The organism is Bacteroides propionicigenes (assembly GCF_018390535.1).
GTDB classification, from domain to species: Bacteria; Bacteroidota; Bacteroidia; order Bacteroidales; family Bacteroidaceae; genus Bacteroides; species Bacteroides propionicigenes.
Genome location: NZ_JAHBBW010000013.1, coordinates 52,443 through 79,442, shown reverse-complemented (window position 1 = coordinate 79,442; position 27,000 = coordinate 52,443). Strand labels below are relative to the sequence as shown.

Here is a 27,000-nt window from a genome sequence, read left to right as displayed (position 1 = left end):
AGTTTAGAATGCTACGTTAATACCAAAGATGAATGAACGGCTGCGGGGATATGCGCCGGAGTCTACGCCCGGAGTTAATCCGCTTGCCATGGTAGAAACTTCCGGGTCGAAGCCGGAATATTTGGTCCAAGTTGCCAGATTGTTACCTGTTGCGTATAAACGCAGGTTGCTCAGCCCGATGTGGCTAATCATCTTCTTAGGGAATGTGTATCCTAATGTTATATTGCTCAGTTTGAGGAAAGAAGCGTCTTCTACAGCCCATGAGTGGATATAATTGGCGTTATCGAAATAGGCTGCTGTGGTTTTGCCGATATTCAGTTCTGCCAGTTCCGTAGGATCGGTTACTGTCTCTCCTGCAGCATTGATGGTCATCCAGCGATTTGCGCTGCTCATCGTACTCAGTGCGTTCTTATTTTTGTCCCCTATCTTGGAGTTAATCAGTTTAGTTGCGTTGAAAACTTCATTACCATAGCTGAATGTAACGAATATACTTAAGTCGAAGTTCTTGTAGGTAAAAGTGTTGTTTAAACCGCCATAAAATTTGGGGCTGGCATTGCCTATTACAGTTTTATCCTCTTCCGTAATAAGATTATCCTCGCTTCCATCCAGATTTTTAAATTTCCACATACCGGGTTGGATGTTTCCTTTGTTTCCGGTATACGGAATACCGTCTTTGAGCGTATAGGTTTTCGTTGCAGCATCATAATTGAAGTCACTGACTTGGTATAAACCATCTGTTACGTATCCGTAGAATTGTCCGATAGGAGCTCCTACAGCCAATCTATGGGTATTCAAGTTAAAACCGAATTTTGCTTCATATAATTGTTCCGCTTCACCTGTCAATGCTTCTACTTTATTCTTGTTGTGTGAAAGGGTCAAGGCAGTATTCCATGTGAAATCTTTTGTGGAAATATTGGCTGAATTGATGGTCAGGTCGATACCTACATTCTTTGTTTCACCGGCATTGATTACCATGGTTTGAAAACCGGATGAATAAGGCAGTTGTGCGCTTAATAATAGATTGCTGCTTTTGTTGATATAAAATTCGGGCGAAATAGTTAAGCGTTGGTTGAAGAAACCGAAATCCATTCCTAAGTTAAATGTCTTGTTTGCTTCCCATTTCAGGTCGGGGTTGGGAATCTGGGTCGGTGCGTATCCGGAGACGGTAGCATCTCCTAATGATGCTACGATAGAACCTAATATGGCCAAACTATTGTAGCTGCCGATACGGTTGTTTCCGGCTAAACCATAACCGATACGGAATTTCAAGTCAGAGAAAATATCCAGTTTTTTGATAAATTCTTCTTCTCCTAAACGCCAGGCGGCTGATACGGCAGGAAAGTATCCCCATTTATTATTCTTACCGAATTTGGAGGAACCGTCTGCACGGAGAGAAGCGGTGAAAATGTATTTGTCTGCAAAATCATAGTTGGCACGTGCAAAGAATGAAATTAATTTGTCATCATAGTTTTCATTGGATAAAGGAGTGCCTGCCTTACCTAAAGACATATCGCTTAAGCCTATTTCATCGTTGGGAAAGTCGGTAGCACTTGCTTGGACATAGCGAGACCAACGATTAACGTATTCTTGTCCTGCCATTACTGTAAGACTGTGCTTATTGAAATCCTTGCTATAAGTCAGCACGTTGGAAGTTTGGAAACTACTGTTTTCAGTATTTCTGATACGACCATTGATGCTTGAACGCTGTGCTATTCTGGATTCAGCTCCATAGAAAATAGAATTTCTATAAATTTGATAACGCATACCGGTTGTGTTACGGAATGTCAGTCCATCTATAATTTTGACAGTAAGGCTTCCGTTGGCTTGGAATGTGCGGTACTCTTTGTCATTGGTTTCTTCTCTTGCAGAAATTAAAGGATTCTGCATGACGTTTCCGCTGTCATCAGCCAAAGCGGGGTCTTCTCCTGCTAACAAATCGGTATCGTTTCCGGTAATACCGATGGTTGGACGATATTGTAAGATGTGTGTCATCTTATTGAATCTGGCTTCCTTGTTTGAAGTACCTTCGTTTGTGCCATCTCCGGAAGTACCTACACCATAGATATTCAACTGGTCGAAGCTGATACGGGCTGTGGCAGACAACCATTTATTGATTTCACTGTTGACGCTGAGTGAGATATTATGTTTTGAATTGCCACTATATACCATAGCTCCTTCATCTTTGAAGTAACTGTATGCCATACTGTATTGTGTCTTTTCGCTTCCACCTTGAATACCGACACGGTAATTTTGGGCAATAGCGGTACGTCCTAATGTCTCTTCTTGCCAATCAATTCCTTTGCGGTTTTTGTAATTGGCCTCAATATCGCTGAACTTACCGTAGCGTGCTTCCCATTTGGTTGTTTCTTCGGCTATATCAGAAGCTTTTCCTATGGTTCTTTCGTAGTCTGCCAATACATATTCGTAGGGGGAGAGTACATCCAACTTGCTTGCCAGTTTCCGAATGCCGAAATAACTGTCAAATGTAACAGTAGCTTTCCCTTTGTTTTTCGAACCGTTCTTGGTAGTGATTACCACAACGCCATTGGCACCGCGAGCTCCATAGATAGCGGTAGCTGAAGCATCTTTCAAAATATCTATGGTTTCTATTTCAGCGGGATCTAATGTAGACATTCCATCTTCTGTAGGAAAACCGTCGATGACATATAAGGGTTCGTTGCTTTGAGTAATAGAGATACCACCGCGAACACGAATTGAGATAGATGAACCGGGAGCGCCTTCACTCTGTGTCACCTGTACACCGGCCATACGTCCTGCCAATGCTTGGGTAACGTCTGATGTCGGTATTTTCAGCAGGTCTTCACTTTTCACTGATGCTACGGATCCTGTTAAGTCTTTACGTTTCACAGTAGCATAACCGATTGCAACTACTTCATCCAGCATTACGGCATCTGCCTTTAAAGTAACATTGATGTTTTTTTGTCCGTTGACTTTTACTTCTTGCGAGGTCATTCCTACATACGAAAATACTAATATGTCTTTTGACGCATCATTTACTGTCAAGGTGTATTTACCGTTTACGTCAGTGACAGTTCCCGTTCCGGCAGCTCCTTTAATGGTTACGCTACCGCCGATCACTTCATATCCTTCATTGTCTATCACAGTACCGGTTACTTGCATCTTTTGTGCATAAGCGGCAGATAAACCTGTAAGGAGGAAAAATAGAATGAACAGAATCTTACATTTCATAATACTTTTGCTTAATAAGGTTAATAAAAATGTTTGTTTATCATATTGCCAACAATATTTGTCAGCATTGGCAAAATAAATAAATCCGCATTTAAGTTAACTTCTCTTCTGTTTGAAAAGGTTATATCCTTGTAGGAAATAGTTCAATCTTGTATGAAAGAAGTTTAATGTTGTAGTATTATGTAATGAATAATATCTTTTTATTCTGTATGCATCCTTACTTTCCGTATTCTGTGGGTAAGTAACCGAAGTATTTCTTGAAGCTGGTTGAGAAATAAGAAGGAGTGTTGAATCCTACCATTGTACTTATCTCGGCCACTGTATATCGTTTTTCTTTAAGTAATTTGCAAGCCCGGTTAAAACGTATTTTACGGATGAAGTCATTTGTTGTATCTCCGGTCAATGCTTTCAATTTTGAGTGCAAATTAGAACGGCTCATGCATATTTCGCGGGCAAAATCATCGGTAGAGAATTCTACATCGTCCATATGCTTTTCTACAATGGCGACTGCTTTTTTCAGTAAATCCTCGTCCATTGCATTGAGCGCCACTTTTTCCGGTTCCACTTCCAAAGAGTTGGAATAGTGTTCAATGGCTCGATAACGTGTACGGAACAGGTTTCTAATTTTCGTTGCAATCACTGCCATTGAGAATGGCTTGGGAATATAGTCGTCCGCACCTACCTGCAATCCTTCCAGCTGCTCTTTCAAGTCTGTTTTGGCGGACAGTATGATGATAGGGATATGGCAGGTACGCAGATTTTGTTTTATCTGCTTGCATAGCTGTAAACCATCCATAACGGGCATCATGACATCTGTTAATATAAGGTCTATCTCTTGCTCTTTGATGGTAGCCAGCGCTTCTTCTCCATTGTCAGCTGTCAATACACGATAACTTTTGCCTAATTCATCACTGAGATATTGACGGATGTCCGGATTGTCTTCTACTATGAGAATATTCTCTTTTCGTTTCTTGCTGTTTTCCTCTGTCTCTTCTTCTGTTGCCGTTTTTTCATCCTCTGTATCGACGATGTACATATCTTGGTTGTTGGTAGTATATGATTGCTGTTCTCCGATAGAATCCGTCAGGGTGGCTATTTCTCCCGGTTGGTATGCGCTTTCCTCCGTTGGCAGATAAATGGAGAAAGTACTTCCTTCTCCTTCCCGGCTTTCCAGTTCAATCCGACCATGATGCAGGTCTACGAGACGTTGCACCAGTGATAATCCTATGCCGCTTCCCATATGTTCGCTGTCCGCCTGATAGAATCGTTCAAATATTTTAGCCTGCTTGTCAATGGGGATTCCGTTTCCGGTGTCCTTCACTTGCAGCAACAATTCTTTTTCGGTTTCTTTTAGCGTCACTGTGATACTCTTTCCCTCATCGGTGTATTTGAAGGCATTCGAGAGCAGGTTGTTGACTATCAGCTCCAAATAGTTGGGATCACAGAGAATATCCTTCCCTTCTACTTCCGAAGAGAGGTTATAAACTATCTTTTTCTTTTGTGCCAATCGGTCATAGAATAAGAAATCTTTTTCGATGACTGTATGAATAGGAGTACGTCTTACTTTGAGATTGAACACTCCCAGTTCTGCACGTCGGTAGTCCATTAACTGATTTACCAAATGCAGCAATCGGTTTGTGTTTCTCTGTATATGGTCCAGTTGTTTTCGCTGCCACCGGTCGTTCACCTTATCCAACATTTCTTGCACGGGAGCCAGAATCATAGTGAGTGGCGTGCGCAGTTCGTGCGAGATATTTATGAAGAACCGTAGTTTCATTTCATTCACTTCTTTCTGTCTTTCTTTGTCTACCCGTTCCATTTGGAGCTCTGCTTGCATACTTTTGCGCATCCAGAAATAGCGGAATATGAATATTGTGATGGCGATAAAAGTTACAATGAATAACAGTATAGCCCACCAAGTCTTATACCATACCGGCAATACTATGATTTCCAGCTCTGTGGGTTTCTCATTCCATTTACCGTCGCTGTTGGCGGCTTTTACTAAGAACCGGTAAGTTCCCGCCGGGAGGTTGGAGTAAGATACGGTACGCCGGTTACCTGTGTAGTACCATTCTTTGTCATATCCTTCCAGTATATAGGCGAAAGTATTATGTTTGCCTGATATATAGTTGGGTACAACGAAGTCCAGGGAGAACATTGATTGTTTTGCAGCGAGGGTTATACTGCGGGTTTCGCAGATATTGGTTTTCAGTATGCGGGTATCGTCTCCCGGTATGACTTTCTTGTTGAAAAGTCGTAACTGGGTGATGGTAACCGGAGGGGTATACGGATTGTCTACAATTTCTTCCGGCTGAAATGCGGTGATACCTCTGATTCCGCCAAAGTACATCTTGCCATTGGCTGCACGGCAGTATGCGGATGCTGCAAATTGGTTACTTTGCAGTCCGTCGTTGCTGGTAAAGTTACGGAACTTTTCAGTTTTGGGTTGGAAACAGCTTAATCCTTTATCCGTACTTATCCACAGTTTTCCTTCACGGTCTTCCAAAATACCAAAGACTACATTATTGGGCAATCCTTCTTCTGTGGTATATTGTTTGCTTGTTTTGTCTTTTTCATCGAAACGGTAGATTCCGTTACGTGTACCAATCCAGAATATGCCGTCGTGTCCCTCGTATATGCTGTTGATAAAACGATGGTTCAGGGGAGAGTCCGAAGGCAATACCGGGATACTTTGTAACTCGTTGCCGTCTTGTGCGTAGACAATGACTCCCGTTTCACTTCCAAACCATAAACGTTGCTTGCTATCCTTGAATACGGTAGTGATTCGTGTACTTTTGAATGGCTTGCCGTCTTTTTCGGCGGTAACAGGGGTGAATGTCTTTTGTGAAGGATTGAAACGGACTACTCCGCCTAAGGTTCCTACCCAATATTCGCCATTGCCGATAGGTACGATGGCATAAATACTTTTTGTCGCGATTCCTGACGGATAAGGGATGGTAAGGGTTTCAATGCGGCCGGTATTACGATGCAACACACTGATGCCGCCTGCATGTACACCGATATAGACCTTGTTTTGTCGTTCGTCTACATAGATTGTCTTTACGTCATTAGAACCCAACCCGTCTTTGGGAGTATAATGGGTGAATGTATTGGTTTTGGAGTTATAGAAGTTGACACCGCCACTGTTTGTTCCAATCCATAAATTGTTTTCCTGATCCTCTACTATACAATTAATTATGTTGTTGTTTAGGGAGTTACGGTTAGGTACAGATTGTATTTTTTGAAAACGGCCCTTCAACGGGTGATAATAATTCAGACCTCCGAAAAATGTTCCCAACCACATTCCGCCTTGTGAATCGGCGAATATGCTGCGGATGGAGGTTTGCGACAAGCTTCCTTCTCTCAGAGGGTTGCTTTTGTATATTGAGAAGGAATCGCTCTCTTTTTGGTATATGTTGAGGGAATTGATAGTACCCACCCACAGCCGGTTTTGTGTGTCCAGTGACAATACACGTATGTAGTTGGAACTGATAGGGTGTGTGCCTCCCGGTGTCGCTGTATATTGCTTGGTTTCGTTGTTGAACGGGTTTACAAGGAATAATCCGTTTCCTTCGGTTCCCACCCATAACAGAGTGGGGGATTGTTGTAGCACGGCGGATATATGTTTCCCTTTCAAAATCTCAGGTGCAACGCTTGTGATTGTATTTTGTGAGATAGAATAAGAGAACAGGCCTTCTCTGCTACCTATATAAATATAATCTCCCTGACGGTTGACGGATGTAGGGCTAATGGTAAAGATGTCCGGATTAAGCTGAGATTTGGAGAACGATTGGGTGCGGGTATTGAACAAGACAAGTTCTCCGTCCGTATAGATAAGCAACAGTTCCTCGTTGACTGTCACAATCTTATTGACAGGCATATTCTTGCCCTCTTTCTTGTATTGGAAATTCTGGAAACACTCTTTGTCAGTGTCATATAATGAAAGTCCTTCGTAAGTTCCAATCCATATTCTGCCTTGTTCGTCAGTCTTTAATGAGCGGACAATATCGCAACCCAAGCTTTGCGGGTCTTTTTCATTATGTTGAAATACCGTGAATGTATAACCGTCATATTTATTCAGCCCGTTGTAGGTGGCAAACCACATATTACCGTATTTGTCTTGGGTAATATCGAATACGGTACTTTGCGACAGTCCATCGTCCAGCCCGATATGGACAAAACTTATTGGTTCTGTGGTTTGTGCGTGAAGCGGGTAGATGAGTAGCCAAAATAAGATGGACAATAAGACAGGCTTTACCATGGTTTATTGATTGATAAGGTTTTGTAACAACAAATATAGGAAAAAATCTTCATTCCTGCCGGATAATGGCAATAATGAAGATTTTTTCTTGATAAAGTGTTGTAAATATAAGTTCTTATAGTTTCGTAACTTTATACAATTCTTTTCCATTGAGGAGTTGCAGGTATCTCAGCAATCCTTCCGTATAATAATAATCGGCATACGAGAGTGCCCCGTCCAGTTCACTGTTGCGCAGGAAGTTTCCGGTGGCGTGCATCAGGACAAAGTTTTCATGAGTTCCCGGCTTCGCCAGATAAGCAGGAGAAGACAGGCTTTTCAACTGTTTCTCACCGGCTTCAAAGTATTTCTTTTTCTGAGAAGAATAGGTGCTGAGTTCCATGAGTGCCGATGCCATAATGGCAGCCGCTGATGCGTCACGCATCTTTGAACGTTCGGGTGCGGAGTAATCCCAGTAAGGAATCATGTCTTCGGGCATATTGGGATGGCTTAGCAGGAAGTCCGCAATCTTCTCGGCATGGCGTAGATACTTCCGGTCACCTGTTTCGCGATACATCATGGTGAAACCGTAGAGTCCCCATGACTGGCCGCGTGACCAAGTGGAGTTCGTAGTGTTGTCCGAGCCATTGTTCCAGTCGTATTTGCGCATAGCTCCCGTTTCCGGTTCGTAGTCCACAACATGCGGACAAGACATATTTTCGCGATAATGGTATTTCATGGTCTTGTCGGCATGAGAGACGGCAATCTGTCTGAGCGTTGTATCTCCCGATATTTTGTAGGCTTCCATGAGCAGTTCCAAGTTAATCATGTTGTCTATAATGACCGGAAATAGCCAGTCGCGTTTTGCATCCGGTTCCCACGACATGATGAGGCCGGTTTTGTACGAATAGCGTGAGGCCAGCGTTTTGGCAGAACGGAAGATGATGTGGCGGTAGGTTTTGTTTCCGGTCAGCAGATAACCGTTTCCATAACAAGAGTACATTTTAAAGCCGATGTCGTGGTCAAAGGCATTGTTCTGTTCCCCTTCCATTAAGGCGGTGGCTTTCTCGGCACGTACTTTCCATATGTCTTTTCCGGTGTAGGTGTACAGATACCATAGCGTACCGGGAAAGAAACCTGCCGTCCAGTTTGTTTTCGGCTGTAATCCCTGTTGAATGGAGCGTGGAAGCAGTCCTGTTTTCATTACCTCTTTGTACATGGCTTCCGATTGTGTTTGTGCCACAGTAAAGGCGTTTTCCACCCATGTAGGTACCTCCTCCACTTGAAGGGGGGGTACTTGCTGGGCTTTTAGGATACCTTGGCAACCCAGTAGGGTTAATGCCAATAGCAGTATAGTTCTTTTCATGATACAATTCGTTTTTTGTTTATACGAGTGTATGTTACTCAATCATAAGGTGTTTCATCTCTTCGTCCATTTCCTTTTGGAACTCCTTTATCTTGGCGTACATCTGTTCTGCAATTTCAGGGTGTTGTGCTGCCACATCGTTGCTTTCTTTAGGATCGGTTTCCATGTCGAAGAGTGCAAGACCGATGTTTCCGCCTTTGGCTATCTGCTCTCCGGGCATTCCGTCTTTTCCGGGAGTCTTTACGATGCGGTAGCTATGTGGGGCTACGCATTTCCATTTGCCGTCACGCAGCGCTTCCACAATACCGTTGTATACGAAGTAGAAAGGCCGGTGACCGTTTTCTTTTCCGGTCAGGATTCCCCAAGCGTCTTGTCCGTCGAATTTGTTCATGCGCGGCATCTGTGATTGGGTGAGGTTTACCAGAGTGGGTGTGATGTCGAGGGCGGATAGGAATTGGTCGCTGACCTTGCCTGCGGGTATTACGCCCGGCATACGTACCACAAAGGGGACACGCTGTCCTCCGTCGAAGGTTGTTCCCTTACCTTCTCGCAGTCCGCCGGTGCTGCCGCCATGATTTCCGTAACTCAGCCAGGGACCGTTGTCGGAAGTAAACATGACGATGGTATTCTCATCCAGACCGTTAGCTTTCAAAGTCTTCATTATTTCTCCCACACTCCAGTCTATTTCCATGATTACATCCGCATAAAGTCCTTCACCTGATTTTCCTTTGAATTTGTCCGAAACGCCCAGTGGCACGTGCGGTTGGGTGTAGGGCAAATAGAGGAGGAACGGCTTTGCCTTATGGTCGTTGATGAAACGGATGGCGCGTTCGGTCAGTCTTGTCGTCATTTGATTGACGGGAGGGTTGTATTCTATTATACGGTCGTTGTCATAAAGCGGCAGTGCCGGATAGGCGTGGTCGGGGGCGGGATGATAAGGCCACATATCGTTGGAGTAGGGAAGACCGAAGAATTCTGTGAACCCATGACGCAACGGCAGGTATTCGGGTTGGTAGCCCAAGTGCCATTTGCCTACGAGGGCAGTGGCATAGTCATTCTGTTTCAGATATTCCGCCAAAGTGATTTCACTGCGTTTGATACCGTTTTCCGAAGTGTCGTCCACCACTCCCGGCACTCCTACACGTTCGGCATAGCGTCCTGTCAGCAATGCGGCTCGTGAGGGGGTGGAGGCGGCGGCTCCGGCATAGAAATTGGTGAACCGCGTCCCTTCGGCAGCCAGCTTATCCAGATTGGGAGTTTGCAAATTAGGACTGCCGTAACATTTCATGTCTCCGTATCCTTGGTCATCGGTCAGTAGGATTACGATATTGGGCCGGTGGACAGACCTGTTGTCTGTATTACCGTTTTCGGGTTGTGTAGTTTTGGAGCCGCTGCAGGATGATAGTCCTGCAGCCGCCAAACATACAATGGATAGTTTATTCATTGTGCGCTGTTTTTAAGTTCCTTCGTATTACTTCTTGGGTATGTTCACTATGATTGGTGTAGCTGCGTACAAGTCCGATTGATAGTTGTACTTCTCGGCGTCGCGGCTGTCCGGCAACTCTACCGTAACCTTGCTGCCTTTGCCTTCTGATATTACCGTAACGGTTTCACCTTCCAGCGGATACACGCCTTTGGTTCGGTAGGTGTAGGTTCCGGCAGGCAGTTGGGCGGAGGTGCTGAACGTCAGGGTTTGTTTCTGTCCGTCCGGCATGGGGTTGTTTACGGACAGTACCCATTCCTTACCGTTGTCACGCAACATAATTTGTGCAACATCGTTGGCAGTAACTGCGGTCTTTCCCACGGAGATGCTTCCGGGTTTGAAGAAAGCGTATTGCCAAGTCTTGTCGGCATCGGAGTACACGGCATGCGCCTTGCCGTCCTGCATATTGAATTCCAAATCTTTCAGCAAGGCTTCTACACGTTCCGGCATTTCTGCTGCGCTGACGTTGGGAAGTTGTACATAACGGTATGCGTTGTCCCAAGTTTGCCCCGGTTGTGCTCCATGACTTACGGCGACAATGAAGTTAGGCTTTTTGTTGGCTATCGTACGGTCGGTGATGTTTACTTCCTTACCGCTCTTTATCCGTAATGACAGTTTTTTCAGCGGTAGAATAACATATCCTTTGCCACCCTGATGCAGCCAGCATACGTCGTTTATCTCCTTGGCGATATTTACGGACTGTCCGGATTCTATCGTTTGCGTTTCTTCGCCGACGCACCATGTCAACGGGCTGTTCAATGCCGTCTGTTCAATGAATGTGGTAATCTCATTTCCTTGTCCCGGACGCAGACGGGCGATGTCGCTGCCCAAGGCGATTATTTTGTCCTCGATGAAGTGATAGCTCTTGAAGGCTGTGGCAGAGCTGTACGTTTCTTTAGGCAGATGATTGTAGATACCCATACCTGCTTTCCCATCTGCCAGTACACCCGAAATTTTATTTAGTCCGGGCAGCGATAATTGCGCGTGTCCTAACGGCATCGGATCGGTGCGCCACTCTTCCGTCAGTCCGGGCAGGGCGTGCCAGTCGAAGTTGCATATAACCTTGTCGGAATATTCGTTTCCATTCACTTTCACTTGCAGGATGCCATATCCCATATGCCATGAACGGCGTACTTTCTTGCTGAAATCCTCGGCGCCTACGGTACGTTCCGATTTCAGTTTCAGCGAAGCATAGAACGGAGCTTCATTTTCACCACGGCGGTGTACCAGATATTCATTAATCCAATAGGCATCTGTTCCCGAATATTCATAGGTATTCTCTTTCAGCTGTCGGCAAATATTTTTGAGTTCTTCTACTCCGGCCAGTTTAGAGCCTTTGTTTTGTGCATTCAGCATGGACTTTACAGCTCCGGTGTATGTTTTGGTTACGAATCTTTGCATATCATCTATGAAAGAACGTCCCGCAACGAGGAAGTCCATACGTTGTTTGTAGAACAGTTTCGGATATACATTCAGCAAGCGGTCCAACTGGAACTGGTAGTATTTATCGTCTATTTTGAATTTTGTGTTCTTGAAATAGCTGTATCCTTCATTACAATCCGTCAGCCATTCAAAACCGTAAGCCACCATGGCGGCATCGGTCGCATTGGCGATGTGATGCGATATGGTTCCGTCAGGTTGGAAGCCGGACTGTATATATTTGTGAGACACGATGTTATATTTAGTCATCCAACGGCTGACATCCGCTACAATGCCGTGCGGGCTCCATCCCGGTGAGTAGCTGAATCCTTTGAACGGTTGGTCGTGATAGAAATCGCTGTACCAATACTGTACGTAAGTCAAGGGACGGTTGTAGTCTGCCCAGATGATAGGCAATGCCAATAATGTACGTGAACGGTGGCCAAGGTTGGCGTCAGCCCATGCACCGGATGAGTAGATTGTATCTTGCAGTTCGCCCCAGCGGCCGTCGGGATTGTCTATGGCGCGGCGGCTTTCGATTTCCGAGAAGAAGATTTGCAGGTAGCGTATCAGCGCATTGTGTACCTTCAGGCAGGTTTCATCCTGATTGTGCATACCTTTCAGCAATTCGGGCATCAGGTGAAGTACGGGGACTACCAGCGGGTCGGTCAGAGTCCATTGGTGGGTGGGCGTTTGCATTCCTGCCATTTTGTGCGCTTGCAGCATACCGAAGCCGTCACCGGTGCAATTACCAATCGGCTTTCCGTCTACCATAACTTCGTTTCCCTCTACGGGTACGGAGTTGGTATAGGTCAATATCGCCTGATATAAGGTTTCTCTCAGTTCTTTCCGCTTTTCGGGGTCACCTTTCGGACCGTACACTTTGGAAGTGGCGTAGGAGTAACCCAATCCGCCTATTTGGTTGGCGACTTTCGCCCAGTCATATTCTATGGTTCCGCTTGGAGCATGGTCGTTGGTGGGGTCGAGGATGATTTTATAGTCTTGCGGGCGTCCTTGATAGCATTTTTCCAGTCCGGCAAACTTCCAGTTATTATTTTTCAGTTCTTCAATCTTGGCTGCCACTTCATCGTCCGAGTATTGGATACGCCCGTACAAACGATTGTTTTTAAGTGTTTTGGGAGTGTAGCGCTTGTTGAATAAACTCCATAAAGTCTCTTTTACAACTTTGACGTTGATATTGAATTTTTTCAGTTGCCTGTCACCGTCTTTCAAGGCAATGGTCAGGCGATGATTGGAAGGGGTGCTTCCTGTATTCTGGCCTTTGGCTACGGTAAGTACACCCATAATGCGTTTGGATAAGTCATATCGGGTTTCCAAGTTGAACATTCCATCCGCTTGTTTGAGAATCTCAAAGTGATAACCGGCAGGAATGGGGCTTGTCAGTACATCTTTATTCCTTTCCAGATGAATACGGCCGATTACTTCCGTTCCTTCCGGGCTGTTTACCGGAATGTCGAAATAATTGGCAAAGATTTTCTCTTCCTTTGATGCGGCGGACAGCATAGCGGGAAAGAGGAATAATACAATTAATAGATGAAGAATCTTGTCTTTCATGATGTTTTAGTTTTTTAGTTTTTCTTGCAAGGCAAAAGTAACGTATTCATCGGAAAGAGGAGTGTAATGTTGTTTTCCAAGATAGTAATATTCTTCTATTGTATTACAATTGTGTGCGACAAGATTACAATCTTGTCGGTATTAACGGTTAGAACCTGTTTGATTTACCTATTATTGCATAATTACCATTATTTTAAATCATGAATAATGATAATTTGTTATCACTCGTCACTTTTTGTTGTAATGCTTTAAGAATAAGTAGTTTATTAAGTGATATTAACGCTGTAAGAAGTGACGACCCCGCGTTTGGTCGTCACTTCTGAAAATAGAATATCAGGATTTTACAATTCGATAAACAGTTCCTTTGTTGGTGTGCCTGCTTTCCAAACTATTCTTTTTTAATATCCGTCCGAAATGCTTTGAATAACCTTCTGTGAACTTTATGTTACTATTCTTTGTATGCAAATACTCCAATATCTGTATTGGCGACATCCATATCCCTTCTTCTCCTTCTTCCGGCAAGCGGAAGTAACAATGGAACATTTGTTCAATCGGGCTGATTTGTTCGAATTCCCGGTTTGTCTCCTTCAAGACAGACTCATCCTCGTCGTCAAACCAGTAACGTTCGCCGTTCCTGACGGCTTGCATGGCTTGCGCATAGAGTTGGCGGTAGTTTATCGTCACATTCGTGTCAATGGGAGCCGTCACCTCCACACAGACAAAACGGCGGCTGCCGCTACTGTCCGTCAGCAAATCTTTATGGTTGCTCGTACCGATAAACGACGCATACCGCCTCATTTCCTGAATGCTGCTTCCGTAGGGCTTGCGCAGGTTGGCGACGGGCTTCTGCAACAGATGTTTCAAGAATCCCTGCTGATGGATGCTCACTTGGTCGAATTCGTCGATGTTCACCAGCAGGAAACGGCCCAGATACATCTCCGCGTCCCGCTTGCTTCCAAAGTCCAGACTGTCCGTATAGCCGAAGCGCAGTTCCGGCGGAAGGATGATGCGGCAGAAGGTGGACTTGCGGTAGCCCTGCGCACCAATCAGCAACGGTGACGTGCTGTTGGCGTGCATCTTGTTGCCAAGTCCCCGCCAGTGCGCCACCATGTTCAGAAACCAGCGGTAGAACAGTTCGCGCCAATACCGGTTGTTGCAGGGAACCAAATCGGCCAGCGCGCGGATGCGGTCTTTCCCGTCCCAACGGCCTACACCGGACAGATATTCCTCGACGGGATTGTACAACGGCACGCGGTTGGAGGTAAGGTAGCGGTTCACGTCCCTGTCCCATACACGCAATCCCTCCTGCAGGGCATCCATAGCCACGCTGTTGCGTGCGCGCTGGTCCATTACATGAAAATAGAAGTGGATGGAATCGCGTTGGCGGTATTCCAAGTCGCCCATCAGCTGGTTATACCGGAATTCATAGCGGCGTTCCATGAACTCGTCCAGTTTCAGTGCCGTACACTGTTCGGGCGTGAGGACGGGCTTCTTGCCGAATCCCCGGCATTCGCGGTAGAGGTTGTGCAGCGTGGCGCGCACCGTCTGTTCATCCGCTTGCCTGCGGTAGTGTATCATTACCTGCCGGACGGCTTCTTCTTCGGGGATGCCGCTCCCGAAGCATTGCTCGCCTATGGGGATGAGCAGCGGTTGGAAGTCGTCGCGGTCTCTCTGCCAGTTCTCCACCTCGTCCAGTGCACGGTTCAGCGCCGCTTCAAACAAGAAGGTGAAGGTCTGCGAAGATTCATAGCCCGGCTGCAACCGCTTCAGAGGATTTTTCTCCGCCAGCCTGTGTTGGCCGAATGTCTGTTCGCCGGGCATCGTCACCGGCTGTTCAAGACAGAAAGGAACGGCATCGGGGGCGAAATAGGGCGTCTCGTCCAGCGTCATGCGGAAAGTATCGTTATGCGAAGGTTCTTTCAGTGTGAGGGGAAACGGAAGCAGGGGTTGGTAACACTGCACCGCCATGCGGTAGGCGTGTGCATGAAACAGGGCAATCTCTTCTTCCCGTTGCGGCAACCTGCCGTCCGGCAGGGCGAACAGCGCCCATATCTTTACACTCCGTCCGCTGCTTCCCGCAAAAGCGGCATAAGTCTGGGGTAGCAATGCCGCCTGTTCTTTCACCTGTTCCACTTCGGACAGTCCGGATAGCCCGCCCGCATCCAACAGCACGATGCCGTTGTAGCGTTTCATCCGCCGCTCTCCCTCGCGGGTACGGCCGTACTCCATGGCGGGGCATATGCGGGGAAGTCTGTCGACGGATTCGTATGCTCCGCCGTCGGTGCGGCCCGTATATTCCAGCATGGCACGCAATCCGCTGACATACCGGGCTTTGGTTTCCGACTTGATTTTGGCAATAAAAGTGTCTGTATCGCAGGTGCTGATACTTTCCGTGCCTGCGTCACGGTTTTCCTTGATAAAGGTAATTTTCATCCGATGTTGTTTGTTTTGAAAATTGTTGAGGATAAGAGCGTCTCTCTTAGCGTCTGCAAGGTACGCATAAAATGGGCTGAAAGCAAGTAAATACGTCCTTTTGTTTTGAGAATTATCCTCCTTGCCCGTCACCGGAAATAAATAAGAAAAATTGAAAAATATATCGTCTGAAACTTGACTTTGCCTTGTGGATTTTGTATCTTTACAAGTACTAAAACCTCGTTTTCCAATTGCGGGCCGAAGAGCCTCCAACTGCGTGCCCGACGGCCCGCAACTGCCAACCGGAGAGCCCGCAACTGCAAAACGAGGTTTTGTTATAAGCATATCGGGGTTTTGCCATAGGCATACCGGCATTTTCGATGAGGCTGACGTAGAAAACCAACGGTGCGATTTTAGAAATAGAAACTAAAAACAAAAAGAACAATGGCAGCAGAGTATGACTTCCAAAGAAAGCCCAACCCGAAAGGGGACGGCGAGTTACAACCCATGTATCCCCGCATCGTGAACAAGGGTACTATCACCACGAAACGTCTGATTAGCGACATATCGCAGGCAACCAGCTTCACCCCCGGAGACATCGAGGGACTGCTGGCGGCATTGGAAGACCGCATCTCCTACTACCTGTCCGAAGGGCATCATGTGCAGTTGGGAGATATGGGGCATTTCTCGGCGGGACTGGCGGCGCGTCCCGTCATGGACAAAAAAGAAATCCATGCGCAGACGGTATTCTTCGGCAAGGTGCATTTCCGTGTATCTCCCGGTTTCCGCAAACAGTGTGCGGGATTTGTGGAACGTGTCAGGGCAGGGTACGGTTTCCGGCATAGTGCGGACATCAGCAGTGCGGAACGTTACCGCCGCCTGTGCGTGTTTTTGGAGGCGAATCCGTTCATTACCCGCAAGGATTACAGCGGAATTACGGGGCTTTTGAAGAATAAAGCGCTGAACGACCTCAATTTGTTGGTGGAAAAAGGTATTTTAACAACATTGGGACAAGGGTCGCATAAGGTGTATGTAAGGGCTGTGAATAAGGAAGTTACAGCATAATATCGTAAGAAAGACGCAAAAAAAACGGTGACGACCAGCTGTGGGTCGTCACCGTCGTAATGGTTCTTATCACTCGCAAATGCCCATACTCATAGGCAGTTAACTGCAAAAGTGATGAGTGATGACAAAAAGCGGATTATTTGTATTTGTGATTTAAGTTCTGCATTCAATGTTAATGCGGGTTATTTGAATTCTATATTCCAATTGATAGTTCCGGATTTTTGAGGAATAAATGACACTCGTACCAGCTTTCCTTCCTTTTGGATAAACATTTTGCCGCCATTACTTTTTGCACTTCTGATGGCGAACTTTTCGGGTACTATAATACGTAGTTCATATTTATCCCCTTTTACAACTTTACTTGTTCCGGATAGGATTTGTCTGTCGGGATTCCATGATTCTTCTTTTATATCCATCAGTCCTTGAGTAATGTGCCGGGATGTGCTGATAACCTGTGGATGAGACTTGCTTGGGCGTACTGCCAACACTTTGCAGGATGCAGGGTCCAGTGTTTGGGAAAGTTTCCCTTTGATATTTCCTAAATACTTATTGTCCCAAAAGTCGAACAGTTCGTAGTTCTCAGAACTCTTCAGTCCCATTCGTTCCAAACCATAATCAATTTTTGTGTGTCTTTGTTCATTCCAGTTGAACAACCCCAAGACGATTAGCCTGTCATTTTTTACCATCCAGATTTGAGGCTTATTACTTTCAAGGATATCTATTGGACGGGCATTCAGATTGTGGGTGGGCAGTGCACGTTTTATTATGTCCAAGCGTTCGGGCTCCAGTTCGGAATATTGCATACTGGTAGTGTTCATTACTCCTGAAACAGCCTGCCAAGATACCATCCAGCGTGTTTTGTTTAACGGGTTGGAGTTGCGTACAAAGTAAGGGTCGGGATCGTTGTACCAGACTTTGTTGTGCAGGAAGTATAGGTTGCCTGCATAGTCTGCTCCGGCTGTGGTTTTTCCCCATACTCCCTGTATGGCACCGTCGTTGTCGGGGCCTACACGCATAGCATCCACCATACCGAAGGATGCCCCCAAAGAACTCATGTTCTGAGTTGCGGCGCATCCTAAAAGGAAAACGCCCGGAGCTTCTTCTTTTAAAATAGAAAGCCCTTTACGGAAACATTGTGTGAAAGTGTATTCATCATTGTAAAGGCGTGCATCTCCATAAACAGGTATTCCATCATAGCTTCTGTTTATATAGATGTTTTCGGAAGGTGCACCGGTGTGCAATCCGTCAATTTTGTAATAGCGATACCCCCAATTATAGATTCTTTTAAAACGTTCCCGCAAAAAAATCTCACCTGCCGGACTTGTGGCGTCTATGCAGGTCCCCGACCATTTTTTTACTTCATAAGGAGTATCTGTCCAACGGTGTTTCGCGAAGATTTCTTTAGGAAAATACGGATTGTGTACGTCACCGGAAAAAGGCATGAACCAAAGCCCGGGAGTAAAACCTTTCTTTTCCAGATGTTTTGCGGTATGTTCCATGCCTGAAGGGAAGTTGGAATTATTTTCAGCAAAAGTTTTTAAAGGGCCTGTCCCCAATTCTGTTTTGGGCATTTCCATGGAACTTTGCCAATGGTCGTCAATTTGGAATGTGTTCAGACCGAAGGCAGCTAATTCTTTTCTTGCAAAATCGGCATTTTCCAATAATAGTTTTTCGGTGGAAGCGCCTGAACCGCTTAGGTTACGGTGATACCAAGTACAATAGATTTCCGGTTTGGACGGTAGCTGTATACGATATGCTTTGGCAAGATAATCTCCATATAATTCCAGTCCTTCTCTTCCATCCTCGAAAAAGCCTATCAGTAGGATATCGGTGTCTCTTTCTTTACCGTTTCTTACCAAATAATTGCCGAATTCCAGTTCGGCTTTTACTTTGTATGTTTTCTTGCTTTTGTCCAACTTCGGAGTCATTAATCCTATACCTTGTTTCTGTGTCAGCCAGGCAGTTAGAATGGAATGCCGGCTATCGGGCTCGGCTAATAGAGTGTAGGTGTAACTTCCCTGTGCCTGTTGGGCAGGGGCAAATCCGCCACTTCCCAAAGTGTTCAACGGCTTGCTCATCTCACCTATACTCATTTCTACGGATGCTATTTCCAGACGATTCACCCGTATATCCTGTCCTGATTCGTTCTTTACTACCGTATGGATGTAGAGAAAGGGATTGTTGTCATATAGGGTGAATGTAACCTTACGTCCGTCGTTGTAATGAGCTTCTAATGATTGTCCTTTTCCCCACAAATTATCAGTTGTTTCTGCCTTCCCGGAGGAAACTATTTGTCCCGGTAAAAGTATGTTTTTTACTTTTAGGTCAGGACACTTTTTACTCTCTACTGCAACCTGTTGCTTGTGTATTCGCAAGGTGAGCAGATTATTTTCTATACTTGCCGATTGGGCATTTGCATTGGAAATGTCTATCAGAGCCGATAAAATAAGGAATATAGTAATCAGAAATTTCATATGAATTATGTTTATTTGGTTATTACTTTGAAAGCATAGGCGTATTCTCCTATGGGTTGGGACGGAGTTGTGATATACAATCCGCTTTCATCTTGTTTCCATTTCACCTGTTCTCCTGATGCAAGGAATGAGATGGATTTGATGTTCTTTATTTCTTTGCTGTTCAGGTTTTGTATCTTGACGGTTTTTCCGTTTCCGGGCCAATCCAGCGTAAGGACGTATATCGTATTCTTCTTGGTGGTGAAACGTATGTCTTTTGCGGTGAAGGCATACAGGTAGTCCGCATATTTTTTCTTACCGGTCGTAGCGTTCATACTGAATGTTCCTTCACCATACACCTTGAAAGGCCGGGTATTGTAGATGGCTTCACCGTTTAGTTTCAGCCAGTTGCCTATCTTTACAAGTTCGTCCCGGAATGTTTCGGGCAGGCTGCCGTCTGCGCGCAATCCTACATTGAGCATCATATTGCCGTTTTTGCTGACAATATCCACGAGGTTGTCCACAATCTGTCCTGCAGTCATGCGCAGTTTGTCTTTGGTCTTTCCCTGAATAACCGAACCCATACCTGCGTCTCCACCGTCTTTGCTGATGTTCAGCGAGTTTCCCATGTAGAACCAGCCGGGGTTTACCGTCGTATCTACCAAGAACGGATTTTTCTGCAAATCATCTACGCCGGAACATTCGCGGTCCAGTGTATATCCTTCTCTCACTCTCTTAATGGTGAGTACACCGTTTTGTATGCCTTTGCGCGACAGGTTCTTGTTATAGAAATGCGCAGCCAGTTGTTGCCCATAGATGCCATTAGGCAGCGGACCGTCGAAGTAAAGTAGTTCGGGTTCGTATTTGTCTATCAGCTCTTTGGTTCTGAGGTACCATGACTGTGCGAATTCGGGTTCCAGTCGCATGATGCGGTCCGGGGTACGTTTGCCGTACAGACCTTCGTAGGCAGGATTCATATAATCATAAGGCACTCCGGCATAGGACCCTTCGGGGTCGGCATTAGTACCCTGGTAGAACATATGTTCATGGCAGTAGTTGCTGAGGTGGGAGGAAATGGCAAAATGAACGCCCGCCTTTTTGCATGCTTTCTGCCATGCACCCACAATGTCCAGTTTGGGACCCATATTTACAGAGTTCCAAGGTTGGTGGCTTGAATCGTACAGGTCGAAGTTATCGTGGTGGACAGCCATTACACCGATAAATTTGGCACCAATTTCTTTGTAGAAGGCTGCCAGTGAATCTGCATTGAACTTGTCGGCTTTCCACATCGGTATAAAGTCTTTGTAGCCGAATTTGGAAGGATGTCCGTAAGTTTTCAGGTGATGTTGGTATACTTTGGGTGCATGTGCCCTGTATCCCAGTATGGGATATTTGCGTAGCCCTGAGTCCGGTTCCTGATACCAGTACATCCATCTGCCGTAATGGCCGTCATAGCCCGGAATAGAATTGACTCCCCAGTGCATATAGATACCGAACTTGGCGTCACGAAACCATTCGGGGCATTGATAGTGCGCTGCAATAGAGGCATCGGTAGGTTCTATGGGACCTGATGCTATGTCGAAGTTGAAGGTGGACGCGCTTGGGTTGATAAGGGCATCCTGACCGAAGTCGTCATGCTGTGCCTGGACGGTAAGTGTACAGCAAGAGAGTGCAAAAAGTAGGGTTTTGATGTTCATGGATTATACTTTAAAAAGGTTTACTGAAAAAAGTTTACTTATTTTGCCAACAGTATTGGTTAACGTTGGCAAAATAAGTAAATTGGCATTTTAATAGGCTTCTTCTCTGTTTGAAAATACTATATTTCTGTAGAAAACAAGTTCAATGCTGTTTAAGGAAAACTTAATATTGTAGTATTTATACAGGAAACAGCAAAAAAATGTTACTTTTTTACTTTGAAGCTGAAAGCCAATGCTTCATTTTTCAGCCCTTGTGGCAATATAACCTTTACTTTACCGTCTTTGCAGGTATATTTTACACGTTTCCCGTTTTGAAGCAATGTCATTTTACCATTGGGCTCGTTGCCTTCCCATTCTATATGCTCAGGCAGTTTTTCCTGCGCATAGAGGGCAAAGGACAAACCGAGTCCTGCTATTAGAGATACAAGTCTTTTTTTCATGATTGTATAAATTGATAAAATATGTGTTTAGATAAGCCTGCTACCTTACTCTTCCAGTCACCTGTGCGGGTCTGTCCTTCATTTCTTGTACTGCCCATTTGCCGTTAAAACTATCGTATAAGATAGAGAAATCTTTTTCTTTACCTTCGTACACCTTACCGTTTATCATCGGCTTTTCTTTTCCGTAGCTGAAGGTTGCCTGTGTTCGGCTGTTCCGGATGTACAAACTTGCCGGACGTTTGGCATTCAATTCCGCTTCAATCGTCCAGTCACCGCATTGGAAATTGTTGCCGGTACGTTCTATGTTTACCATCTGGTTTTCGTTCGCTTCCACTTGAATGATAGTAAGAATACGGTTCATCTTGCAGGGTTCGTAGCTGGCTGTTAGCGACCAGGGGGCGGTAAAGTCTTCACCGCGTACACCTATCTTTTTGTTAGGCTCGGCTATAAACTTGTTTGTTTGGCTGATGGTGCATCTCTGTTCGCTGAACAGGCGGGCAACAGAAGTATATTTGTCTCTTTTGTTATGGGTTGTCAGTGTTGCTGTTGCCTCGTCTATTTGGAATTTAACCGGACTGTGCAGCAACCAATCCCAGCTTACGGCTTTGTCCGCTTCCAGCTCGTCGTAGATAACTACAATGTTGGGATGCAACAGGAAGATATGACGGCGATACTTCTTAAGTGGAGTTTCTCCGAAACCGTTTTCGCGCGACTGTTCAAGATTGTGGTTGGCAAAGTTCTTTTGCCACATGGGGTATTCACTGATGCCGCAATAGGCGTTGGAGGCATCTCCCAAGGCATAGGATATATGCTCTCCGTTGAACATACGGACAATGTTTCCATAGGCACGTGTGGTGAACGGTTGCCCGATACCGTCTACTAATATGGTGTTGTGGGCGCGTGTATGGCGGTAAGATAACAGGTTGTGTGGGTCGGCAAAATTCATGTAATGACCTACTGCATGATAAATGGCTTTTCCGCCGTAGTGCAGGTTGAAAGCGTTTTGGTTGGAATGCGTGTGGCTGCCGGATCCGAACGGGCTGGAACGGAAACTGAGACTGATGTTATGTTTATAGTCTTTCAGGTTACTGTTGGCTATCATCTCGCCTGTGTCTTTGAACCATACGGCTTTGGGGGCATCCGACGGCAGTTCAGCTTGTCGGGGACGCTGCTTGCCACACGCCATGCGGTAGAGGCGGGTTTCTGTTTCCGCTTTATAACGGTTGTTGATAGACGAATACCATGTGGCATAAGGGTCGCCGGTGGTACGTGCCATGAAGTCGGCAAAGGCGCTGCGGATGCGCAGAGGCTTCGGATTGCTCTTCTCGTGTCCGTCACCGAAACCGGCACTCAGTGATTTGGGTTGCCAGCTGTACAGCATACCGATGCCGGCGTTCTTATACCAGGGGTGCTGCATAAAGTCCGTATTTGTCAGGTAGCTGAACAAGGCGGGTACATAGGACAAGGTAACAGCGTTGGCGCTGAAATAACTTGTACCGTTGTGCCATGAGCCGTCGCGATTGAAACCGGATGCCGGGGCGCGCGCCGTCCACAGTTCATAGCTGTATTCCAGATATTCTTTGGCAAGCGGATATTTATCGTACATGACTAATGCGGCTTGCATGAAGTGGCGGAAAGCAAACTGCCAGAAGTGGTTGTCGAAGATATGGGTTTCTTCGTTCGCTAAAATGTGGCTTTTATAGTAGAGTGACAGTACATCCATGATGATGCTTTCCATCTGTTTGCGCTCTTGTGCGCTGAAGCGGTCGTAACAGTTCTCGTAGGTACAGGCTAACATATAAATCAGCTCACCTGCGTTAAAGTCATTGCCGATGACTTTCCGGTCGGGTTCTACTGCCAGCAGGCAGCGTACGTTCTGTACCATTTTTTCTGCATAAACATCCAATTGCAACATTTGGTAGGCGGTATTCAGGATGTCGCACTCGGCAGCCATACGGGTGATTTGCCTGTAGGGCTTGGTGTCGTTGGTATAGTTTGAACCGAGCGCATTGCGCGAATCGGCAATCATATTCTCGAATTCCGGATGTGAGCGTACTTTCTTGCGAGCCTTTTTCAGATTGTCGTTCAGGAAACAATAGATGCGAGGGTATGTTTGGGGAATGTTATTCAGAAAAACGTTGGCTTCGGGCGTGACGAATTGCGGTATATCTCCGGTTACGGTGAAGCTGTACGTCTTGCTCCAAGGAAATTCTTTGCCTTCCTTGCTCACTGAACGTACGCGCCAGTACCATATGCCGTTTTCCAATATTTTGTGCGGATTGAACATACACCAAGGTTTGGGTTGGGACAGTACGCTACTTGCATCCGAGAAGTTTTCGCTTCGGGATAGTTGGAATTGCAGGAAGTCCGATTGCTTCATGCTTTTGGGAACCAGTAGCGGCGAAGGGTTTATATATAAGGTGTGCTCCTGTTGCGGATACGGTGTTTCCCGTTCATTTTCGTGGATACGCCAGATGTTTTCTGCTTGAACCGTAGTTAGTGCCAGGCAGAATGTTAAGAAGAGTAAAAGTCGTTTTTTCATGTTATATTGTTTTTGAAATGATTCTCAGTCAACGGTAGCAAAGGTATCGTATCGATATATAAACGACTTTCTATGTCGTCAAATGATTTATTATATAAGTATAAAGCGCTTGCACTTTTGTGCAAAGTGCTTTTGATTTTGTGTAACAGTGACAGATATGAAAGAAAAAAGGCAATATTCATTGCCTTTTCTTTATTTAATGAGTCTTATTTCTTTTCAATGCAGGTAGCCGTTCCTTTTCCCTCATTACCTCCCTTGTCGAGTGATACCACTTTGAGTACCAGATAGTCGGTGTCTTTGAGTTCCGGTGCGGTGTATTTATAGGTCGGTTGCTTTACATCGGTTGCTATCAGTTCGTAGTCGGGGTTGTTACCGCGAGTGCGATATATGGCATAGGCGGCAGCATCTTTGGCGGGTGTCCATTGCAGGGAAACGGTGTTCCCATCGAAGCCCGCCTTTAAGTCCTGTGGGGCTGCCGCTACTTTGCGTTGCGGCACATTACTTAGTATGTATGTTTGGTTGGCTTTTGCCGGGAATGATATTTTGTCTTTACCTATCGGCTTGTATTTTATCGCTTTACCTGCGGTATCTTTCAGTACTGCATAGGTAATGTTGGGATGTTTTAAAATGCAGGCGCCATTCTGTTTGGACAGAATCTCAGCTTGTATAAGCATCCCTCCCTTCCAGTTAGCGGATACTTCGAAGTTGCCGCGTGCGGTGAGTCCTTTGTATGAACCGTTCTTCCATACATCCGGCAGGGCGGGCAGGATATGTATATAGCCTTCATGGCTTTGCAGCAGCATTTCTGCGATACCGGCTGTTCCGCCGAAGTTGGCGTCAATCTGGAAAGGCGAACGGAGGACGGCAAGACAGGTTGCCCAAAGATTTTCGTGAATGCCCGTTGTGAGCAAGGCGGCTACGAGGTCATGTGCGCGGTTCCCCTCTTTGGCACGTGCCCAAAGATTTATTTTGTGTGCCATAGACCAACCGGTGGAAACATCACCGCGACGGTTGAGCGTCACTTTGGCTGCATCCAGCCATGCGGGGGTATTCTCATTGATTAGCGTACCGGGATAGAGGCCGATAAGATGTGAGATGTGGCGGTGGTTCTGTTCCAGTACGATATCACCGTAATGTTTTTCCTCGCGGTATTCTTTGATTTGACCGGAATTGCCTATCTGTACGGGATCCAGCCGTTTGCTTTGTTCCTTAAAGAGACGGATGTTTTTGTTGCGGTCGCCCAGTAAGGCTGCGGCACGGATGGCGTCCTGATGGTTTTCATATATCATCTGCTGGTCGAAAGCGCATCCGATGGTAGGATAAGGACGCTTGGTGGCTTTGGCATATTGTTCGGGTGAGGCGGAGGGAGTGGCAAGCAGGAAGCCGAGTGTGTCGGCAGTGACTTTGCTCAGGAAGTTGGCCACTCCCAGCACTGCGGGATAGGCTGTCTCTTTCAGGATTTGTTTGTCATTGGTGAAGGCGTAATAGTCCCAGAAAAGTTTCGAGGTGAAGGCTGCCATGCCGGGACCGGAATGTCCGCCGGGCATTCCTACCATATAAGCTCCTGCGCCTGTGCCCATGGTCCAGCCATTGCCGCCGGGTTCGTCGGAGAAGTGCTGCGGATGGTGTATCTTGATGTATTTCGATGCAAACTGTTCTGCCATGGGCTTGTAGGCCTTATGGAAATCCGCGTAACTTTCGAAAAGCTCTATCAGATTGGTGTTGAAGGCAGGCCAGTAGTTCATTTGTATATTGATGTTGTGGGTATAGTTTCCGTTCCATGGGGCCAGTTCATACTGGTTCCAGACTCCTTGCAGGGTGGGAGGCAATGCTCCTTTACGGGTGCTGCTGATAAGCAGGTAGCGGCCGTAGTGGAAGAAGAGCTCTTCCAGATAGGGGTCTTGCTTCCCTTGTTTATAGGTTGCCAACAGGCGGTCGGTAGTGAGGGGGCTTTTCTTGCCGATATTCAGCTGTACCCGTCCGGTGAGGGAGGAGAAGTCGTTGATGTGTGCAGCGCGTAATTGGTCGTAGCCTTTTTGGGCGGCCTTGATGAGGCGTCGGGATATTTCCGTATGCGGGTCAGGACAGCCTTTCAGTTTTTCGGCAGGTTTGTTGGAGAATACTTGCGGCGTTAATCGGTAATTGGTTCCTAAAGCCAATAGTATGACGGCTGAATCGGCATTCTCTACCCGGAGGGTACCGTGGTCTGCGTTGGTGTCATTTCGGGCGGATATGCTTCCGTTTACCGGAATAACTTTGATTTGCGCTTCATAAATCAGTTTCAGATATTCTGTTTTACCTCTCAGAGTAATCATATCTTCTTTGGCAAAGACCTTGCCTTCACGTCCGTTATAGTTGAAGCGGGTTTGTGTGGGACCGCTTAAATAGCCTATGGTCATAGTGTCCGTACGTTGCAAGGGACCGAAAGGAACGAGGTGGGCAATTTGGGGACGAACGGTAAAAGAAAGTTTTCCGGGTTTGTCGGCGGTTAGTTTGATGACCAGTACATTGTCCGGATAACTCATGAAGTATTCACGATGGTATTTTACGCCTTGGTATTCGTAGCTGACTTCGGCAATACCTTTGTTCAGATTCAAGCTTCGGCGATAATCGGTACGGAGATTATGGAAGAAATCCAGATACAAATCGCCGAATGAGGTTTGGGTTTCGGCTCCCCAAAGTCCGCGTATGTATAGGGTCTTGTCTGTCAGCTGCAGTCTTTCCGTACTTGTACCGCCAAAGATACTTGCTCCCATGTAACCGTTCCCGATAGGGAGCGACCAACGTTCCCAATCCGTATCGATAGGGCGTTCGGACTCATTAGGGGGAATTACGCCGCCTTGGTTGTTTGCGGGTTCATCATACCAAAGTTCGTAATCGGAAGTAGGTTGTCCGGTGCTTTCATACTGCGCCTGCACATTGATTATATAGGACAGGCATAATAAGACGGTCAGAAGTTTCTTTCTGTTTTTCATGGTAAATGTTCTTGCTTTTGTTTGAAACAAAGATAGGCAAGTTGGCATTTCAACGGTTATAACGGTGTATGATAAAAAGTGAGACAAGTATAAACCTGTCTCACTTCTGTCTAATTGCATTATACT

11 protein-coding genes and 1 pseudogene are annotated in these 27,000 nt (G+C 46.0%); 1 reads left to right on the top strand and 11 read right to left on the bottom strand.

The features are described from left to right. Nucleotides 1–3: 3 nt before the first annotated feature. The 6 genes from KG118_RS14485 to KG118_RS14460 form a co-directional block, all read right to left on the bottom strand. Nucleotides 4–3,210 carry a SusC/RagA family TonB-linked outer membrane protein gene (locus KG118_RS14485; protein WP_213388558.1) on the bottom strand — a complete coding sequence of 1,069 codons (3,207 nt, stop codon included), beginning with the start codon at nucleotides 3,208–3,210 and terminating at the stop codon, nucleotides 4–6. A 217-nt stretch (nucleotides 3,211–3,427) separates the two neighbouring features. Further along, on the bottom strand, nucleotides 3,428–7,471 hold the full coding sequence (locus KG118_RS14480; RefSeq protein ID WP_117710857.1) for a hybrid sensor histidine kinase/response regulator transcription factor: 4,044 nt from the start codon (nucleotides 7,469–7,471) through the stop codon (nucleotides 3,428–3,430). 115 nt (nucleotides 7,472–7,586) lie between these two features. Beyond that, the gene (locus KG118_RS14475; RefSeq protein ID WP_117710856.1) at nucleotides 7,587–8,813 is read right to left on the bottom strand and encodes a glycoside hydrolase family 88 protein; all 1,227 of its coding nucleotides are present in this window, start codon (nucleotides 8,811–8,813) and stop codon (nucleotides 7,587–7,589) included. A gap of 34 nt (nucleotides 8,814–8,847) precedes the next feature. Then, nucleotides 8,848–10,257, bottom strand: a complete 1,410-nt coding sequence (locus tag KG118_RS14470; protein WP_117710855.1) for a sulfatase family protein — start codon at nucleotides 10,255–10,257, stop codon at nucleotides 8,848–8,850. A 27-nt stretch (nucleotides 10,258–10,284) separates the two neighbouring features. Next, entirely contained in the window at nucleotides 10,285–13,290 is a 3,006-nt protein-coding gene (locus tag KG118_RS14465) for a polysaccharide lyase family 8 super-sandwich domain-containing protein (RefSeq protein ID WP_117710854.1), read from the bottom strand. Nucleotides 13,291–13,623: 333 nt separating this feature from the next. Then, nucleotides 13,624–15,723 (bottom strand): VapE domain-containing protein, encoded by a 2,100-nt coding sequence (locus tag KG118_RS14460; RefSeq protein WP_117710853.1) that lies wholly within the window; start codon nucleotides 15,721–15,723, stop codon nucleotides 13,624–13,626. A gap of 423 nt (nucleotides 15,724–16,146) precedes the next feature. Here KG118_RS14460 and KG118_RS14455 point away from each other — a divergent pair, with 423 nt between their 5' ends. Then, a complete protein-coding gene (locus KG118_RS14455) occupies nucleotides 16,147–16,767 on the top strand; it encodes an HU family DNA-binding protein (protein ID WP_117710851.1) in 621 nt (206 codons plus the stop codon). 182 nt (nucleotides 16,768–16,949) lie between these two features. Here the strand turns inward: KG118_RS14455 and KG118_RS14450 are convergent, their stop codons facing one another. From KG118_RS14450 to KG118_RS14430, 5 genes and pseudogenes are all read right to left on the bottom strand, one after another. Then, nucleotides 16,950–19,241 carry an alpha-galactosidase gene (locus tag KG118_RS14450; protein WP_117710850.1) on the bottom strand — a complete coding sequence of 764 codons (2,292 nt, stop codon included), beginning with the start codon at nucleotides 19,239–19,241 and terminating at the stop codon, nucleotides 16,950–16,952. An 11-nt stretch (nucleotides 19,242–19,252) separates the two neighbouring features. After that, on the bottom strand, nucleotides 19,253–20,917 hold the full coding sequence (locus KG118_RS14445) for an alpha-L-fucosidase (RefSeq protein ID WP_117710849.1): 1,665 nt from the start codon (nucleotides 20,915–20,917) through the stop codon (nucleotides 19,253–19,255). Between the two features lie 203 nt (nucleotides 20,918–21,120). After that, nucleotides 21,121–21,312 (bottom strand): annotated as a pseudogene (locus tag KG118_RS14440) (alpha-L-fucosidase); the annotation flags it as partial. 85 nt (nucleotides 21,313–21,397) lie between these two features. Further along, nucleotides 21,398–23,899: a DUF4962 domain-containing protein gene (locus tag KG118_RS14435; protein WP_117710848.1), complete on the bottom strand. Its 2,502-nt coding sequence runs from the start codon at nucleotides 23,897–23,899 to the stop codon at nucleotides 21,398–21,400. Nucleotides 23,900–24,105: 206 nt separating this feature from the next. Further along, a complete protein-coding gene (locus KG118_RS14430) occupies nucleotides 24,106–26,874 on the bottom strand; it encodes a glycoside hydrolase family 95 protein (RefSeq protein WP_117710847.1) in 2,769 nt (922 codons plus the stop codon). Nucleotides 26,875–27,000 lie beyond the last annotated feature (126 nt).

Bases quoted from the DNA above. Each gene is read 5' to 3' on its own strand.
- KG118_RS14485 (WP_213388558.1), bottom strand. From the start codon at position 3,210: ATGAAATGTAAGATTCTGTTCATTCTATTTTTCCTCCTTACAGGTTTA.
- KG118_RS14480 (WP_117710857.1), bottom strand. From the start codon at position 7,471: ATGGTAAAGCCTGTCTTATTGTCCATCTTATTTTGGCTACTCATCTAC.
- KG118_RS14475 (WP_117710856.1), bottom strand. From the start codon at position 8,813: ATGAAAAGAACTATACTGCTATTGGCATTAACCCTACTGGGTTGCCAA.
- KG118_RS14470 (WP_117710855.1), bottom strand. From the start codon at position 10,257: ATGAATAAACTATCCATTGTATGTTTGGCGGCTGCAGGACTATCATCC.
- KG118_RS14465 (WP_117710854.1), bottom strand. From the start codon at position 13,290: ATGAAAGACAAGATTCTTCATCTATTAATTGTATTATTCCTCTTTCCC.
- KG118_RS14460 (WP_117710853.1), bottom strand. From the start codon at position 15,723: ATGAAAATTACCTTTATCAAGGAAAACCGTGACGCAGGCACGGAAAGT.
- KG118_RS14455 (WP_117710851.1), top strand. From the start codon at position 16,147: ATGGCAGCAGAGTATGACTTCCAAAGAAAGCCCAACCCGAAAGGGGAC.
- KG118_RS14450 (WP_117710850.1), bottom strand. From the start codon at position 19,241: ATGAAATTTCTGATTACTATATTCCTTATTTTATCGGCTCTGATAGAC.
- KG118_RS14445 (WP_117710849.1), bottom strand. From the start codon at position 20,917: ATGAACATCAAAACCCTACTTTTTGCACTCTCTTGCTGTACACTTACC.
- KG118_RS14435 (WP_117710848.1), bottom strand. From the start codon at position 23,899: ATGAAAAAACGACTTTTACTCTTCTTAACATTCTGCCTGGCACTAACT.
- KG118_RS14430 (WP_117710847.1), bottom strand. From the start codon at position 26,874: ATGAAAAACAGAAAGAAACTTCTGACCGTCTTATTATGCCTGTCCTAT.